We start from the raw sequence: 16,045 nt of genomic DNA, 5'->3' as shown, positions 1-16,045 counted from the left end.
AGGGCCGTCGCGAGCGACGGATGCCATGACCGAATCGGAGGTGTGCAATGGATGCCCGTGTATCCGCCAAGATCCAGGACGTGTTCGAAGAACCCGCCTGCGAGCACAACCAGAACAAGTCGGCCAAGGAAAAGAAGAAGGGCTGCACCAAGCAGCTTTCTCCCGGCGCGGCGGCCGGCGGCTGTGCCTTCGACGGCGCCAAGGTCGCGCTGCAGCCCATCGTCGATGTCGCCCATCTGGTGCACGGCCCGATCGCCTGCGAGGGCAACTCGTGGGACAACCGCAATTCCTCGTCCAGCACCTCGCAGCTCTACCGCACCGGCTTCACCACCGACATCAATGAACTGGACGTGATCTACGGCGGCGAGAAGCGGCTGTTCAGGTCGGTGAAGGAAATCATCGAGAAGTACGACCCGCCGGCGGTGTTCGTCTATCAGACCTGTGTCACCGCGCTGATCGGCGACGACATCGAGGCGGTGTGCAAGCGGGCCACCGAAAAATTCGGCAAGCCGGTGATTCCGGTTAACGCCCCTGGCTTCGTCGGCCCGAAGAACCTCGGCAACAAGCTCGGCGCCGAGGCGCTGCTCGACTACGTGATCGGCACCGAAGAGCCGGACTTCGTCACGCCCTACGACATCAACATCATCGGCGAATACAACCTGGCCGGCGAACTGTGGCAGATCAAGCCGCTGCTCGACGCGCTCGGCGTGCGCATCCTGTCCTGTATCTCGGGCGACGGCCGCTATCGCGAAGTCGCGTACAGCCACCGCGCCAAGGCGGCGATGATGGTGTGCTCGAAGTCGATGATCAACATCGCGCGCAAGATGGAAGAGCGCTACGACATCCCGTTCTTCGAAGGCTCGTTCTACGGCATCGGCGACATGTCGGAAACACTGCGCGAAATCGCCCGCCTGCTGGTTCAGAAGGGCGCACCGGAAGAGCTCAAGGCACGCACCGAAGCATTGATCGCGGTCGAGGAAAAGCGTGCCTTCGAACGCATCGCCGCCTATCGCCCGCGGCTCGAAGGCAAGAAGGTGCTGCTGATCACCGGCGGCGTGAAGAGCTGGTCGGTGGTCGCCGCGCTGCAGGAAGCCGGTCTGGAAATCGTCGGCACCAGCGTCAAGAAGTCGACCAAGGAAGACAAGGAAAAGATCAAGGAACTGATGGGTCAGGACGCCCACATGATCGACGACATGACGCCGCGCGAAATGTACGCGATGCTCAAGGACGCCAAGGCCGACATCATGTTGTCGGGCGGTCGCAGCCAGTTCATCGCGCTGAAGGCGAAGATGCCCTGGCTGGACATCAACCAGGAACGCCACCACGCCTACGCCGGCTACGAAGGCATGGTCGATCTGGTGCGCGAGATCGACAAGGCGCTCCACAACCCGATCTGGGAGCAGGTGCGCAAGCCCGCCCCGTGGGACATCGCGGTCGACGCCGCCTGAACCGGAGGACGTGAACCATGGCCACCGTCGTCGATTCGAAAAAGGCGTGCACAGTCAATCCGCTGAAGATGAGCCAGCCGCTCGGTGCGTGCTACGCCTTCATGGGCCTGGACAACTGCATGCCGATGATGCATGGCTCGCAGGGCTGCACCTCGTTCGGACTGGTGCTGCTGGTGCGCCACTTCAAGGAAGCGATCCCGATGCAGACCACGGCGATGAACGAGGTGAGCACCATCCTCGGCGGCCTGGAAAACATCGAGCAGGCCATCCTCAACATCAAGAAGCGGGCCAATCCGTCGCTGATCGCCATCGCCTCGACCGGGCTCACCGAAACCAAGGGTGACGACGTCGACGGCTACCTGAACCTGATTCGCGCAAAGCACGGTGAAACGCTGGCCGGCACCGACATCGTCTATGTATCGACCCCCGATTACGTCGGCGCCTTCGAGGACGGCTGGGGCAAGGCCGTGCTGGCCGTGGTCGATGCCTTCGCGCAGCCGTGCGAGGTGCGCGACGACCACTTGGTGAACCTGCTGCCGGGCGCCCACCTGACGCCGGCCGACATCGACGAACTGCGCGAAATGATCGAGGCCTTCGGCCTGCAGGCGCGCGTGATGCCTGACATATCGGGCTCGATGGACGGCCACATTCCGGAGAACTTCACGCCGACCACGCTCGGCGGCACCACGCCCGACGCACTGCGCCAGCTCGGCGCGGCCAAGGCCACGCTGGCCGTCGGCGCGCGCATGGACGCCGCCGCCGCCGCGATCGAAGAACGCTGCGGCGTGCCGTTCCGCGTGTTCGACCGCCTGACGGGGCTGAGCGCAGTCGACGACTTCCTGCAGCACCTGTCGGCGCTGTCGGGCCGGCCGGTGCCGCACAAGTACCGGCGCCAGCGCAGCCAGCTGCAGGACGTGATGCTCGACGCCCACTTCTGGGTCGGCAGCAAGAACATGGCCTTCGCAGCCGAGCCCGACCTGCTGTACGCACTGACGACCACCGCAACCGAAATGGGTGCGCACGTGGTGGCCGCGGTCACCACGACGCACTCGCGCGTGCTTGAAGACGTGCCCTGCGCCGAAGTGCTGATGGGCGACCTCGAAGACCTCGAAATCCGCGCCAAGGCGGGCGGCGCGCAACTGCTGATCACCCACTCGCACGGCCGCCAGGCGGCCGAGCGGCTCGGCGTGCCGCTGGCGCGCGTCGGCATCCCGATGTTCGACCGCCTGGGCGCCGCCCACATGCTGATGGTGGGCTATCGCGGCACGCGCGAACTGATCAACGGCTGGGCCAACACCTTCCTCGCCGACGAGCACCAGAACACACCGCAGGACTGGCCGCTGCCGGAAGAGAGCCGTCGCGCGGCGAGCGGCGCGGAAGCCGCATCGTGCAGTACCGGCGGCTGTGGCTGCAGCAGTTCCATCCCGGCAGTCGATGTCGTACCCGATGCGGTCGGCGCCTGAAGCCGACCATCGATCGAAACCATGAGGAGCAGATGATGAAAATCGCCTTCGCCACCCAGGACAAGCAGTGCGTCGACGCGCACTTCGGCTGGGCCAAACACCTCGCGGTGTACGAAATCGACCGCGACGGCTACCACTTTCTCGAAAGTTTCGACTTCGGCGGCAAGCTCGACGAGGACGGCGATGAAGACAAGCTCGCACCCAAGCTCGAAGCGATCAAGGACGTCGCCATCGTCTATGTCGCCGCCATCGGTGGATCGGCGGCGGCACGCGTGGTGGCCAGCAAGATCCACCCGATCAAGGTGAATCAGCCGGAACCCATCATGGACATTCTCGACAAGCTGCAGGAAGTGCTGCGCGGTACGCCGCCGCCGTGGCTGCGCAAGGGACTGGACAAGGACGCGCGGCGCGATTTCGATTTTGAAGACGAGGTTGAACAAAATGGCTGAAACCCTGGACATCACCGCCGAAGACAGTGCGGCACTGGCAACCCCCTTCCTGAGCGAGCTGATCAAGCAGTTCCGTGCGCAGGACATGCACGGTGCGTGGGAAGGCAAGAGCGATGCACAGTTGCTCGAGCCCTACATCCTGAGTGCCGAGGCGCGCCGCGCACTGCCGCTGATGGGCGATCCGGACCCGGAAACGCTGTGGCGCATCGAACTGTTCTTCAATGCCGTGGGGCTCACCATCGAACGCGAAACCAAGGTCATGGTGACGCCGATGATGAAAATGTCGCACGAAGGCTTCGGCCGCATGGTGCTGATCGCCGGTCGCCTGATCGCGGTGAACAAGCAACTGCGAGACGCACATCGATTCGGCTTCCCCAGCTATGCCAAGCTGGCCGAAGCGGGACAGAAGTACGTCGAAGAGGGCGTCGGCATGGTGACCAAGTACAACGAAGTTGCCAACTGGGGTTGAGGAGCGCGCCATGCCTGACATCGAAACGCTGAAGGCCGAAGTGAAGAAGCTCAACGCGCGGGCGACCCAGGCCAAGATGGATCTTCACGATCTGTCGGAAGACCTGCCGACCAACTGGGAAAAGATCCTCGACGTGGCGCAGACGGCTTATGACGCGCACCAGTCGCTGATGGCGGCGCGCAAGGATCTGGCGGCCGCGACGGCCTGAGCACGTACAGCACTGTCCGTCGTGGCGGCTCAGCCATCGCGACACCACCCGGGTACTGTCCGGATACGCGACCGACATCGCGCTGCCGAACGGACCTCCTGATCGAAGGAAGCATCATGGCCACCTTTTCCGTCACGCTGCCCAGCGGCGAAATCTGGACCCCGAAATTCGTCAGCAAGCTGAACCAGGACAAATGCATCGGCTGTGCCCGCTGCGTCAAGGTGTGCGCCAACAACGTGCTGGCGCTGGCCGGCATGACCGAAGACGGGGATCTGGTCGTGGTGGATCCCGAGAACGACGATGACGACGACGAGTACGAAAGAAAGGTCATGACGATCGGACACCAGGCCAACTGCATCGGCTGTCAGGCCTGTTCGAAGGTGTGTCCGAAGAAGTGCTACACGCACGAGCCGGCCGAAGTCTAGATCCAGCGGTCCGACCTCTACCGGAGACAGACATGGACACTCGCACCGAAACGTTGAAGGACCGTGCCATCTCCGCAACGCGGCCCGGCGCCGTCAGCTTCCGCAGTCTGCTGATGCGTCTCGCACGCGAACCGGAAAGCAGGCTGACACATGCGCTGGCCGGCGTGATCGGCCAGCGCTGGCGACGGCATGGCCTGCACAGGCTGCCGCTGTATGGTCTCGACACCGCGACCACACGACGACTGCTGGCGCAGCACTTCCCTGGAGCGGAGTGGCTGCCGGACCTGTGGCTCGACACGCCGGATGACTTCGTCGAAGCCATCGAGATCGACGACGTGGTGACGCTGCTGGCGGATCACCGCACGCTGGCAGACGAAGACAATCTGTGGCTCGCCCACGCGGTCGCCACCGCCTGCGTCGGCGCCGACCACCTGTGGCAGGACATGGACCTGCCGGACCGCAGCATGCTCACCACACTCATGCGCGAGCACTTCACCTCGCTGGCGGTGCGCAACACGCAGGACATGAAATGGAAGAAGTTCCTCTACCTGCAGTTGTGCGAACGTGCCGACATCCGCGTGTGCAAGTCGCCCAGCTGCGGCGCCTGCACCGACTACATCGCCTGCTTCGGCCCGGAAGAATAGGCTCGGAGCAGTACTTGTCGGGTTTCGCCGAAGACTCGCCACGCGATGCCGGCTCGCCACGGGCACTCGTTGGGCATCGCTGCGCTCACTCCGACCCACGAGTTTGCCGAGGGACCGCACGTCGCGTCGATCGGCCCAACGTGCGGGGGACGTGACCGGTCGCCCTGTTGGGCATCGCTGCGCTCACCCCAACCTACAAAGGCATGACGAGACCGTAGGTTTGGGTGAGCGCAGCGATGCCCAACAAGCAGCCCGTCACCTGCGTCGCGTCCTGGCCTGGTCGCTCGCCGAGTAGTTGCTGAAGTGTCCTTCCCGTGCCGCGGCAGCGCGACCGGCTGCGATGATGCCCTTGCTGCGGCCGGGGGCTTGCGGTGCCGACAGCAGCTTGTCCACCTGGTCGCTGCCACACCCGGGACAGAGGATGGGCGTATCACCGCGAACCAGCCGTTCGAAGTTCATTTCGCATTTGCGGCAGTGAAAGTCATGCAGCGGCATTGCAGTGATTCTCCGTGTGTACCTGCGAGGTACAAAGCAAGAAGAGGTCCTGGGCCGGCCTGAACTGGCGCAGGATTCGCATTTCCTTCGCTGCATGTCGAGCGTCGTTCCCGGCTTTCAGGCACACACATCGTGCAGGCGAGCCACGGGGAGACAGGCATGCGGCACGCCGAAGATCAGACTTGACTGCAGCAGGCAGGTCTGCCTGGCCCGTTCGCCGACAGCAACATTTAGCGGGTATCGCCCGGCGAGGTGCCTGACCGCTGATGAGCCGCTGGCCCGGAACATGCACTGTGGTGTGCAGCACCCCGAGACCCGCACCAACGCAACAAACATGACACTACAACCGGACACTCCCGACAGGGCGGCCACTCGCATCCGCTCATGAACGCGATGCTGCCGGGAAAACGCAGGCCGGGGCATCTTGCGCATGGCTGAATGGGCACAGACGCTTCGCACCGCGCGCTGCCTGTTGCGCAAGCCGTTGCCGTATGACGCACGGACACTGTTCGAACGGGTCAGCGGCGACGCGCGCGTGACGCGCTATCTCGGCTGGACCGCACACACCGAAACAGCACAGACACAGCGACAGATTTCGCACGACCTCGCACGCTGGCAGCGCGACGCCGCGCGCACCTGGGTGCTGGTGACCGATGACGGCGAACCCGGCGGCCTGCTGCAACTGCTTGGCCAGGGACATTCGATGCGCCTCGGGTTCGCGCTGGCACACGATCTGTGGGGTCGCGGTCTCGCCTCGGAAGCGCTCGCGGCCATCCTCGACGAAGCCTTCAGCCACGCCACGCTTTACCGGGTCGAGGCCGTGAGCGACATCGGCAACCCGCGCTCGGCGCGCACGCTCGAACGCGTCGGCATGCAGACCGAGGGCCTGCTGCGTCGCTACATCCTGCATCCAAATATCTCGCCGGAGCCGCGCGACGTGTTCCTTCATGCCAAAGTACGGACATGAACAGTCCTTCACCCGACAAACCGTACGCGCCTTCATGCGATAGAAACCGCGACGTCATCCTCGAGCGTCTGCGCATCCACTTCGCCGATCGGCACACGGTGCTGGAAATCGGCAGCGGCACCGGCCAGCACGCCGTGCACTTCGCGGCCGCGCTGCCGCATCTGCGCTGGCAGTGCAGCGACCGGGAAGACATGCTGCCGGGCATCCGCATGTGGCTCGCAGAAGCAGCGCTGCCCAACACGCCACCACCTTTGCCGCTCGACGTCAGCCGTTACTGGCCCGACGCGTCGCATGATGCAATGTTCAGCGCCAATACGCTGCACATCATGGGGTGGAACGAAGTGGTCGCACTGTTCGCCGCGCTGCCGGCCGTGCTGTCGCCGGGCGGGCTGCTGGTGATCTACGGACCGTTCAACTACGACGGACGCTTCACCAGCGACAGCAACGCCGAATTCGACCGCTCGCTCAAGGCCGGCGCACCGCACCGGGGCATCCGCGATTTCGAGGCCGTCGATGCACTGGCACGCAAGGCCGGATTGCAGTTGATCGAGGAACACGAAATGCCGGCCAATAACCGGTGTGTCGTTTGGCAGCAGGTACGGGGCACGTAGCGGCGTGCAATCGGGTTGCAGCGGGAAGCAGGCGGCGGCGGGCGGGCGTTGGGCATCGCTGCGCTCACCCCAACCTACGGGGTGGCTGATTGACGGCCTGCTCGACTACGAGCGACCACATCGCCGATCGAGGATCACTGAATGCCGGCCAATAACCGGTGTGTCGTGTGGCGAGGGGCAGGGAGCGTGCAGTGACGTGCATCCGGTGTTGCAGCGGATGTGTGAAGCGACGGGCGGTCGTTGGGCATCGCTGCGCTCACCCCAACCTACGGGGTGGCTGACTGACGGCCTGCTCGACTACGAGCGACCACATCGCCGATCGAGGATCACGGAATGTCGATCAATAACCGTGACCCGTAGGTTGGGGTGAGCGCAGCGATGCCCAACAAGCTCCGCGGCGCGCTCCGGAAAGACGACAACCCCGTCCGGGATCAATCGCCGGCGGCGCTGCCGTCGAGCAGGGACGTGAGGACCTCACCGCCCAGCCCCTGCGTCGGATCGAGGCGGGTGATGTGCCCGACCAGTGCGCGCGCTTCGTCGCTCCGGCCGGAACGCAGGCAGATGAAGGCCAGTGCCTTCAGGCTGAACAGCCAGAAGCGCGCCGGGCCGGTCGACGAAAAATCGCCGTCGCCGGGTTGCACCTGCGCCCAGTCAACAGCCAACTTCGCCTGCCGACCGGCAACTTCGATGCCCTTGCGGGCGGCCTTTTCGGCCAGCTCGAACTGGCGCCGCCCGGCGTGAAACTTGTACAGCAGGTAATACACGGGCAGACATTCCGGCGCACTGGCCTGCGCGGTCCATAGCAGCGCCTCGACCCTTAGTGGCGGCGCACCGACCGCCTCGTCGAGCAGGCGGCGCACCGCGGGCGGCACGCTGCCACCGAAGAATTCGTCCGCGCTTTCGCCGGTGAACAGATTCACCAGACCGCCTCGCCGGCAAGCAGTCTTTCCACCGGCGCTTCGCCAAGCAGATGCTGGGTGAAGATCTCAGCGACATCGGCCTTTGTCACGTTCGAGTACATGACGCCTTCCGGATAGACAACGACGTTGGTGCCCTGATCGCATGGGCCGAGGCAACCCGAGTAGGTCACGGCGATCTTGTCGAAGCAGTTGCGTGCCTGCAGTTCGGCCCAGAAGGTCTGCAGCACTTCGGCACCGCCCTTCTGGGCGCAGGATCCGCGCGGATGGCCGTTCGGGCGTTGCTGACTGCATACGAATACGTGTTTGAGCGGCTTGGGCATGATGCGTCTTTCAGGTTGGAAGGGTCAGGCGGTCATGCGGGAGATCCAGGTCTCGATCTCCGTGAGGTGCGCCGCGTCGTCGTGGGCGAAGGCACGTGCCATCTTGCGCAGCCCCGGTTCGGGGGCGAGCACGGCCATCGTGGCGTAGTAGCTGTGGCTGCGCCGCTTCAGGTCGAGTGCGCGTTCGAGCGAGCGGAACAGGTCGAGCGCTTCGTCGCTGATCACCTTGACGGCGCTGCGCGGCTTTTCCATTTCGATCGGCCGGATGCGCGGCAGCAGCGCGGTCACCGGCAGCGAGCCGCCGAGTGCTTCACCTGCTTCCATGCGGGCCAGCGAAGCAAGGTTCTGGAAGAAGATTTCGAGTTCGAGATCGCCGGCATTCAACGCGTGCTGCGCAGCCACTTCGTAGTGGCCGGCCGCTTCGCTCTCAAGCGCGCCGACGCGGGCGAGAAATGTATCGCTGGTATCCATCATGACGATCGCACTCCTTGCGCACGTTCAGACGACCGACGGCAGCGTCGAACGCAGGCTTTCGAGCGAGACGCGCTGCTGGCCGTCCGCCTCCTGGAATACCTTGAACACTTTTTCCTGCGCCGGCGTGGACTTGACGAAGTCTTCGTAGGCGCGCAGCAGCAGGCCGCGATAACGCGCATACACGACGGCGGGTTCGCCCTCGGCCACACCCTGCTCGCCACGCAGATACTGGTAGAAGCGCTTGAGGATGTGCAGCCGGTTCACATTGACGACCGACTGATCGAAGGGCAGTGCGAAGAATTCCAGGAAATCCTCGGCCGACGAAAGTGTGGCAAGACGCTGGGTCAGTTCATCCATGACGTTTCACTCCTTGTTGGATGTCGGCGGCGTGCAGGCTGCCGTCGAAGGCGGGTTGAGAACAGGTGTCGTCGCAGTCGCGACAGGCGCCCTGCATGGCAGGCAGGTCGCCTTTGAGGCGGCCGATCTCGCGTTCGAGATCGGCAATGCGTTCGAGCAGGCAGGCAAGTGCCTTGCCCACCGGATCGGGCATCTGGTGGTGGTCGAGGTCGATGCCGCCATCGGCGATGCGGCGCTGGCTCTTCGGCAGCACCATGCGGCCGGGAATGCCGACCACAGTCATGCCGGGTGACACGTCTTCGATCACCACCGAATTGGCCGCCACGCGAGCGCGGTCGCCGACCGTGATGGCACCGAGTATCTTGGCGCCGGCTCCGACGATGACGCCGGAACCCAGCGTCGGGTGACGCTTGCCGGCGCTCCACGTCGTGCCGCCGAGCGTGACGCCGTGATACAGCGTCACGTCGTCGCCGATTTCCGCCGTCTCGCCGATCACCACGCAGGCGCCGTGATCGATGAAGAAGCGACGGCCGATGCAGGCCGCCGGATGGATGTCCACATTGGTCAGCAAGCGGGTGAGGAAGGACAGCAGACGCGGCAGATAGCGCAGGCCTCGCAGCCACATCGCATGCGCCAGGCGGTGCATCACCAGCGCCTGGATGCCGGGGTAGATGGTCAGCAGTTCGAGCGTGCTGCGCGCGGCCGGATCGCGCTTGAACACGCAGGCCACGTCTTCGCGCAGCATGGCGAACAGCCCCAGCTTTGCGGGCGGCGACGAGGGATCGATGCAGGAATCCAAGGTGGCGTGGTCCGTGTTCATGAAGTCTCCCGCTGCGTGCGCATGACCTCGAGGTAGAAATCGGCGAGCTGGGTGGCGTCCGGTTCGCACTTGTTGCGCGTGGCGTAGGCGCGGATGCGCTCGATGATCTGCGCGACCTCCGGCACCGACGGGTACATGCCGAGCTGCGCATAAGCGGCGAGTACCGCGTGCGAGCCCGAATGCTTGCCCAGCACCATGCGGTGCGAACGGCCCAGTTCCGCCGGGTCGAAGCTCTGGTAGTTGCGCGGGTTCTTGATCAGGCCATCGACATGGATGCCCGACTCGTGCGTGAACACATCCGAACCGACGATGCTCTTGTTGGCGGCGATGCGTCGGCCGGAAGCGCGCTCGACCAGGCGGGATATCTGCACCAGCGATTGCGTCGTGATGCCGGCATCGGCCCCGTGGATGTGGCGCATCGCCATCACCACCTCTTCCAGAGGCGCATTGCCGGCGCGTTCGCCCAGACCGTTCACCGTCGTGTTGGCATGCGTCGCCCCGGCGCGGAAGGCGGCCAGCGTGTTGGCGGTGGCCAGCCCGAGATCGTTGTGGGCATGCATTTCGATCTCGATGTCGACCGCACGACGCAGGCGCGACACCATCGTCCAGGTGCCGAAGGGATCGAGCATGCCCAGCGTGTCGGCGAAGCGCACCCGTCGCGCGCCGGCCCGCTGCGCTTCTTCGGCCACGCGGCACAGGAAGTCGATGTCGGCACGCGATGCGTCTTCCATGCCGACGCTGACATCGACACCGGCGTCGAGCGCACGCCCGACGTGCGGCGCGATCTGCGCCAGCACCCAGTCGCGGCTGCGTCGAAGTTTGGACTCGAGTTGCAGGTCGGACACCGGCAGTGACATGTGCACGATGTCCACCGGACAGCGCAGCGCGGCATCCAGATCGGCATCGACCATGCGCGCCCACACCATCAGCTGCGACGACAGATGTTGCGAGGCGATGTCCTGGATGACTTCGATTTCCGCTTCACCCATCGTCGGAATGCCGATTTCCATCTCCGGAACACCGGCCCGTGCCAGCGCGCGGGCGATGGTGCATTTCTCATCCGCAGTGAATGCAACGCCGGCGGTCTGTTCGCCGTCGCGCAGCGTGGTGTCATTGATGATGAAGTCGGCTGCCATGTCGCGATTCCTCCCGACAGTCATTCAGCAAGCGCTATGCCACCACCCAGCCTGATCTCAACCTGTTGATATGAAGTGATTTTCTGGTGTCGTACCGACAGACCGACCGGCAGTGAAGGAAAGCGGCGCGGCGCGCCTGTCGGCTTTGTGCCGTTTGCAACAGGAAAGGAACAGGGGGATGCCGCGACGTGACGAATGGCCCGCCTCACAACCGGTCGTGGCGTGCGCGCCATGACCGGTGGTCGTCACAGTCTAGAAGCGTCTGACTTCGATGTCGTACTTCTTCAGGGCATAGCCCATCTGGCGCGGCGTGATGTTCAACAGCCGAGCCGCCTTGGCCTGCACCCAGCCGCATTGCTCCATCGCCCACACCAGCCGCTCACGCTCGCCTTGCGGCTTGTCGTCATCCGTGGGCCGCACGGCCGATGCGCCGGCTTCCAAGCGTGTCGGCGGCGCTGCAGCCTCCACCGGATCGTCTGCAGCCGAGTCGTCAGGATGATGCAGTGCCGCGCTCACCAGTACCGGCGACACGGCGTCGTCCTTCTTGACGAAATGCAGCACCTGGGTAAGACACCGGTTTGATGAACAGGGAAAGTCCGACGCCTCGATCGAATCGTGGTGCGCCATCGTCGCGGTGCGCTCTATGCAGTTTTCCAGTTCGCGCACATTGCCTGGCCAGTAGCACTGCATCATCACCGTCTGTCCGCTCGGTGCGAGCTTCATCGTGCGATCGTTCTCGCGATTGAAGCGTTCGAGAAAATGGCGGGTCAGTGCCGGAATGTCCTCGCGCCGTTCGCGCAGCGACGGCAGGAAGATGCTCACCACATTGATCCGGAAATACAGGTCGGCGCGGAAGGTACCGGCGGCCACCATCTTTTCAAGATTTCGGTTGGTGGCGCAGACCAGCCGCACATCGACCTTGATCGGACGCGAGCCGCCGACACGCTCGAATTCGCGCTCCTGCAGCACGCGCAGCAGCTTGGTCTGGAACGCCGGCGATATGTCGCCGATCTCGTCCAGAAAGAGCGTGCCGCCGTCGGCCAGTTCGAAGCGCCCCTTGCGCTCGCCGCTGGCGCCGGTGAACGAGCCTTTTTCGTGGCCGAACAATTCCGACTCGAGCAGAGATTCGGACAGCGCCGCGCAGTTCAGCTTGATGAACGGCCCGCCCTTGCGGGTCGACAATTCATGGATTGCCCGCGCAATGACCTCCTTGCCGGTACCGCTCTCGCCACGCAACAGCACGGTGGCGCGCGACGGTGCCACCTGGTGCGCTTCGGCAAATACTTCCTGCATGCGGGGCGAGGAACCGACCACATTGTCCAGTTTGAAGCGGCCGAGTGTCTCCCGCCGCGCCAGTTTGGCCTGGTTCAGCAGACGTTCGTGTTCATCATGGACAACGCGGCGCAACGCCACCGACTGACCGACCAGATTGGCTGCCATCGTCAGCACGCGAACATCGCTGCTGAAACTGCCCCGCGGCGTCACGGCACGATCCACGCACAACACGCCAAGGGCTTCGCTGCTGCCGCGTATCGGCACGCCGATGAAGGCGATCGTGTGGCCGTCGGCTTCATCCAGGGCGCCGGTGCGGTTGAGGAACAGCGGTTCGACCGATATGTCGGGCACCACCATGGGCGAACCCGATCTGTAGATGCGTCCGAGTATCCCTTCGCCCGCCCGATAGCGTCCGCTCGCCCACTCCTTGGCGCTCAGCCCGACGGCCGCAGCGAGGCTCAGCGATTCGCCATCCTCGTCAGCCAGCGCAATCATTGCGCGTCGGAAATCAAGGTGATGCGCAAGCACGTTGAGCGCTTCGCGCAGCGTCTTGGTGACGTCAAGCGACGAGCTCAGGATCTTGCTGATCTCGTAGACCGTCACCAGTTCTACATTGGCACGAGCGTTCAGCTCGACTCCATTGGCACCCATGATGCAGCCCCCGGCGGTTGGTCCGGAAATCCGAAGCGACGCCTGTGCGGTCGCGTCGGGTTCCCACGGTGCAGTGGCCCCTGGAAGTCTTGTTATGTTGGGGAAAGGCGGGCGAGCGACCCTGTCGCCAACGCTGGCGACCGTCCGGCGGCTTGCTCCAGATGGTGGTTAGCCCGCATGTGTCTCCGCCCGGATACCTCCAAGCAAAGCCCGTACCCGGAGCAGGGTCATCGCGCACGAAGGCTGTCGGAAGCACGAATGCCGGCACGACGCCGTTTGCGTGTGACGCGCGGGCGCACCCGCGCTCGCCTGCAGTTCAGCTGGTCGTCGATGCTGTCCGGGTTGGTGCAGCTCAATACCAAAGCGGTGCGCCGCGGGCTGTCGCTGATGCTGCAAAGCCGACAAACCCTGTCACACGCTACATATCCGCCGGACGGCATCCTGCCGGACCACGATCGCCGTGCCCGGGCGGCTCGACATCGTATTGCCGCAGCGGATCGCGAAATGGCACGACGTTTGCTAAGCATTCATCAATGCACAGGCCGGAGCGGGACATGAAAGCGCAGCCAACACGGATCCTCGCCATTGAAGGCAACCTCCTCACCGTTGCCGTCGATGCCCCGGCAGCGTGCGGCGGCTGCCGGTCCAAGTCGGCCTGCGGCAACGGCGATGGCAGTACGCATCAGATCGAGGTTGCGGCCGATCTGGCGCGCCGGTTGCGCACCGGCGACCAGGTGTCGGTCACCATCGCCGACGGAGCGACCATGCGTGCCATCGCAGCCGCCTATCTGCTGCCGTTGGGCGGCCTGCTCGCCGGCATTGCAGCCGGTAGCGCATTCTTGCTGCCCGACATTGCCATCGTGCTGTGCGGCAGCAGCGGCCTTTTTTCCGGTCACCTTGGCTCGCGCCTGCTGGCCCGCCACTGGCGAGCCCAGCTGCAGCCCCAGGTTTGCCAGGGTGGCGGTGCGGTCTGAGCGGGTGACGCTGGCCGCAAGCCGCCCTGGCGCAAGGTGTCCGGGGCGGCTCACGGCTGTCAGGCGCTGACTCGTCACGACTGAAATCGCCTGCCTGCCGTCGGGCGCGGCAGCGACCGGATAGAATTCGCGTCGACCGCCACTTCAAGACCCGGACACCATGTCAGACCGCAGCACCGCCGCCCCCGCCTCGAATTTCCTGCGCGCCGTCATCGAAAAGGATCTCGGTGCGCATACCTACGCCAGCCGCCGCTGGGCGCGCAGCCCGGGCGATGCGGCCCACCATGCCGCAGGCGAGCCCGATCCGGCGAAGATCCGCACCCGCTTTCCGCCCGAACCGAATGGCTACCTGCACATCGGCCACGCCAAGTCGATCTGTCTGAATTTCGGCCTTGCGCGCGATTACGACGGCGTGTGCCACATGCGTTTCGACGACACCAACCCGGAAAAGGAAAGCCTCGAATATGTCGAATCGATCAAGGATTCGGTGCAGTGGCTGGGCTTCGGCTGGGAGGCCTTCGGCGCATCGCACCTGTATTTCGCGAGCGACTACTTCGACTTCATGTACCGCGCGGCGGAACACCTGATCACCGCCGGCCACGCCTACATCGACCAGCAGACGCCGGACGAAATGCGCGCCAGCCGCGGCACGCTGACCGAAGCGGGCAAGGATTCGCCGTGGCGCAACCGCCCGGCCGATGAATCGCTGGCGCTGTTCCGCGAAATGCGCGACGGCCTGCACGCCGACGGCGCCATGGTGCTGCGGGCGAAGATCGACATGACCAGCCCCAACATCAATCTGCGCGACCCGGCGATATACCGCATCAAGCGCGCACATCACCACAATACCGGCGACAAGTGGTGCATCTACCCGATGTACACCTACGCCCACCCTCTGGAGGACGCGCTCGAAGGCATCACCCACTCGATCTGCACGCTCGAATTCGAAGATCAGCGGCCGTTCTATGACTGGGTGCTGGAACGCCTCGCGGAAGGCGGGCTGCTCGCGCACCCGCTGCCGAAGCAATATGAATTCGCTCGCCTGAACCTGACTTATGTGGTGACCAGCAAGCGCAAGCTGATGCAATTGGTGACCGAAGGCCACGTCAGCGGCTGGGACGACCCGCGCATGCCCACCATCGTCGGTCTGCGCCGGCGCGGCTACACACCGGAGGCGATACAGCTGTTCGCCGAACGCATCGGCGTGTCGAAGGCCGATTCGTGGATCGACTATGCGACGCTGGAAGGCGCACTGCGCGACGACCTCGACGGTCGCGCCGCGCGGGCGATGGTGGTGCTCGATCCACTGAAGCTCAAGCTCACCAACTGGGATGCGCTGTTCGCCGGTCGCGAAACCGAAGCCTGCTCGGCGCCGGTGCATCCGCACCACCCCGAACACGGTCAGCGCAGCTTCAACCTGGCGCGCGAAGTATGGATCGAGCGTGAAGACTTCATGGAGGTGGCCCCCAAGGGCTACCATCGCCTGTTCCCGGGCAACCGCACGCGGCTGAAGTACGGCTGCGTCATCGAATGCACCGGCTGCGAAAAGGACGCCGACGGCCGCATCACCGCCGTACTGGCGGCCATCGTGCCGGACACGAAAAGCGGCACCCCGGGTGCCGACAGCGTGAAGGTGAAAGGCGTCATCACCTGGGTCGGCGCCGTTGACGGCGTGGCGGCCGAAGTCCGGCTGTACGACCGGTTGTTCACCGAAGCCCATCCGGACGCCGGCGGCCGCGACTTCCTGAGCGTAATGAACGCGGATTCGGTGAAATCGGTGCAGGCCATCGTCGAACCCGGGCTGGCAGCGGCCGCGCCCGATGACCGCTTCCAGTTCGAACGCCATGGCTACTTCGTTGCCGACCGCAAGGATTCAGCGCCGGGCCGTCCGGTCTTCAACCGGGCGGTGACGCTGAAGGACAGCTGGAGCAGATAGCGC

20 protein-coding genes are annotated in these 16,045 nt (G+C 64.6%); 12 read left to right on the top strand and 8 right to left on the bottom strand.

The genetic code is table 11. The annotated features are described in order from the left end of the window. Positions 1-47 precede the first annotated feature (47 nt). From nifE to NMQ16_RS08945, 7 genes are all read left to right on the top strand, one after another. On the top strand, positions 48-1,448 hold the full coding sequence (nifE, locus tag NMQ16_RS08975; protein WP_257080227.1) for a nitrogenase iron-molybdenum cofactor biosynthesis protein NifE: 1,401 nt from the start codon (positions 48-50) through the stop codon (positions 1,446-1,448). A gap of 17 nt (positions 1,449-1,465) precedes the next feature. Beyond that, the gene (nifN, locus tag NMQ16_RS08970) at positions 1,466-2,911 is read left to right on the top strand and encodes a nitrogenase iron-molybdenum cofactor biosynthesis protein NifN (protein ID WP_257080226.1); all 1,446 of its coding nucleotides are present in this window, start codon (positions 1,466-1,468) and stop codon (positions 2,909-2,911) included. A 35-nt stretch (positions 2,912-2,946) separates the two neighbouring features. Next, positions 2,947-3,360 carry a nitrogen fixation protein NifX gene (gene nifX / locus NMQ16_RS08965; protein ID WP_257080225.1) on the top strand — a complete coding sequence of 138 codons (414 nt, stop codon included), beginning with the start codon at positions 2,947-2,949 and terminating at the stop codon, positions 3,358-3,360. After that, complete coding sequence (locus NMQ16_RS08960) at positions 3,353-3,829, top strand: NifX-associated nitrogen fixation protein (protein WP_069038348.1); 477 nt, start codon at positions 3,353-3,355, stop codon at positions 3,827-3,829. Before nifX ends, NMQ16_RS08960 begins: the two co-directional genes overlap by 8 nt. Positions 3,830-3,839: 10 nt before the next feature. Then, positions 3,840-4,037 carry a CCE_0567 family metalloprotein gene (locus NMQ16_RS08955; protein WP_257080224.1) on the top strand — a complete coding sequence of 66 codons (198 nt, stop codon included), beginning with the start codon at positions 3,840-3,842 and terminating at the stop codon, positions 4,035-4,037. A 116-nt stretch (positions 4,038-4,153) separates the two neighbouring features. Then, positions 4,154-4,462: a ferredoxin III, nif-specific gene (gene fdxB / locus NMQ16_RS08950; RefSeq protein WP_257080223.1), complete on the top strand. Its 309-nt coding sequence runs from the start codon at positions 4,154-4,156 to the stop codon at positions 4,460-4,462. Between the two features lie 32 nt (positions 4,463-4,494). Continuing rightward, complete coding sequence (locus NMQ16_RS08945) at positions 4,495-5,106, top strand: nitrogen fixation protein NifQ (protein WP_257080222.1); 612 nt, start codon at positions 4,495-4,497, stop codon at positions 5,104-5,106. Positions 5,107-5,361: 255 nt separating this feature from the next. Here NMQ16_RS08945 and NMQ16_RS08940 read toward each other — a convergent pair whose 3' ends face one another. Then, positions 5,362-5,601, bottom strand: coding sequence for a zinc ribbon domain-containing protein (locus tag NMQ16_RS08940; RefSeq protein WP_257080221.1), 240 nt, complete (start codon positions 5,599-5,601; stop codon positions 5,362-5,364). A 430-nt stretch (positions 5,602-6,031) separates the two neighbouring features. Between NMQ16_RS08940 and NMQ16_RS08935 the strand changes: the two genes are divergently transcribed. Together NMQ16_RS08935 and NMQ16_RS08930 are read left to right on the top strand one after the other, a co-directional pair. Beyond that, positions 6,032-6,568 carry a GNAT family N-acetyltransferase gene (locus NMQ16_RS08935; RefSeq protein ID WP_257080220.1) on the top strand — a complete coding sequence of 179 codons (537 nt, stop codon included), beginning with the start codon at positions 6,032-6,034 and terminating at the stop codon, positions 6,566-6,568. Beyond that, on the top strand, positions 6,565-7,179 hold the full coding sequence (locus NMQ16_RS08930) for a class I SAM-dependent methyltransferase (RefSeq protein ID WP_257080219.1): 615 nt from the start codon (positions 6,565-6,567) through the stop codon (positions 7,177-7,179). The genes NMQ16_RS08935 and NMQ16_RS08930 overlap by 4 nt, the downstream gene beginning before the upstream one ends. Before the next feature lie 431 nt (positions 7,180-7,610). On the opposite strand, the gene NMQ16_RS08925 is transcribed toward NMQ16_RS08930, so the two are convergent. The 7 genes from NMQ16_RS08925 to nifA all read right to left on the bottom strand — a co-directional run bounded on the left by NMQ16_RS08925 (position 7,611) and on the right by nifA (position 13,132). Then, on the bottom strand, positions 7,611-8,099 hold the full coding sequence (locus NMQ16_RS08925) for a hypothetical protein (protein ID WP_257080218.1): 489 nt from the start codon (positions 8,097-8,099) through the stop codon (positions 7,611-7,613). Next, on the bottom strand, positions 8,096-8,419 hold the full coding sequence (locus NMQ16_RS08920; RefSeq protein ID WP_257080217.1) for a ferredoxin: 324 nt from the start codon (positions 8,417-8,419) through the stop codon (positions 8,096-8,098). Before NMQ16_RS08920 ends, NMQ16_RS08925 begins: the two co-directional genes overlap by 4 nt. Positions 8,420-8,443: 24 nt before the next feature. Continuing rightward, positions 8,444-8,893: a hypothetical protein gene (locus NMQ16_RS08915; protein WP_257080216.1), complete on the bottom strand. Its 450-nt coding sequence runs from the start codon at positions 8,891-8,893 to the stop codon at positions 8,444-8,446. 24 nt (positions 8,894-8,917) lie between these two features. Beyond that, positions 8,918-9,250: a nitrogenase stabilizing/protective protein NifW gene (nifW, locus tag NMQ16_RS08910; protein WP_257080215.1), complete on the bottom strand. Its 333-nt coding sequence runs from the start codon at positions 9,248-9,250 to the stop codon at positions 8,918-8,920. Further along, positions 9,243-9,995: a serine O-acetyltransferase gene (cysE, locus tag NMQ16_RS08905; protein ID WP_373566771.1), complete on the bottom strand. Its 753-nt coding sequence runs from the start codon at positions 9,993-9,995 to the stop codon at positions 9,243-9,245. Before cysE ends, nifW begins: the two co-directional genes overlap by 8 nt. A 71-nt stretch (positions 9,996-10,066) precedes the next feature. Continuing rightward, positions 10,067-11,206, bottom strand: coding sequence for a homocitrate synthase (gene nifV / locus NMQ16_RS08900; protein WP_257080213.1), 1,140 nt, complete (start codon positions 11,204-11,206; stop codon positions 10,067-10,069). 252 nt (positions 11,207-11,458) lie between these two features. Then, positions 11,459-13,132 carry a nif-specific transcriptional activator NifA gene (nifA, locus tag NMQ16_RS08895; protein ID WP_257080212.1) on the bottom strand — a complete coding sequence of 558 codons (1,674 nt, stop codon included), beginning with the start codon at positions 13,130-13,132 and terminating at the stop codon, positions 11,459-11,461. 258 nt (positions 13,133-13,390) lie between these two features. Here nifA and NMQ16_RS08890 point away from each other — a divergent pair, with 258 nt between their 5' ends. The 3 genes from NMQ16_RS08890 (at position 13,391) to NMQ16_RS08880 (ending at position 16,042) form a co-directional block, all read left to right on the top strand. Then, positions 13,391-13,690 carry a hypothetical protein gene (locus NMQ16_RS08890; protein WP_257080211.1) on the top strand — a complete coding sequence of 100 codons (300 nt, stop codon included), beginning with the start codon at positions 13,391-13,393 and terminating at the stop codon, positions 13,688-13,690. Beyond that, positions 13,687-14,106: a SoxR reducing system RseC family protein gene (locus NMQ16_RS08885; RefSeq protein ID WP_257080210.1), complete on the top strand. Its 420-nt coding sequence runs from the start codon at positions 13,687-13,689 to the stop codon at positions 14,104-14,106. The genes NMQ16_RS08890 and NMQ16_RS08885 overlap by 4 nt, the downstream gene beginning before the upstream one ends. A gap of 160 nt (positions 14,107-14,266) precedes the next feature. Next, on the top strand, positions 14,267-16,042 hold the full coding sequence (locus NMQ16_RS08880) for a glutamine--tRNA ligase/YqeY domain fusion protein (RefSeq protein WP_257080209.1): 1,776 nt from the start codon (positions 14,267-14,269) through the stop codon (positions 16,040-16,042). Positions 16,043-16,045 lie beyond the last annotated feature (3 nt).

Origin of the sequence: Methyloversatilis sp. XJ19-49 (genome assembly GCF_024580145.1) — a bacterium.
Lineage (GTDB): Bacteria > Pseudomonadota > Gammaproteobacteria > Burkholderiales > Rhodocyclaceae > Methyloversatilis.
Note: the sequence above shows the minus strand (reverse complement) of the source record. Positions and strands in the feature narration are given on the sequence as shown.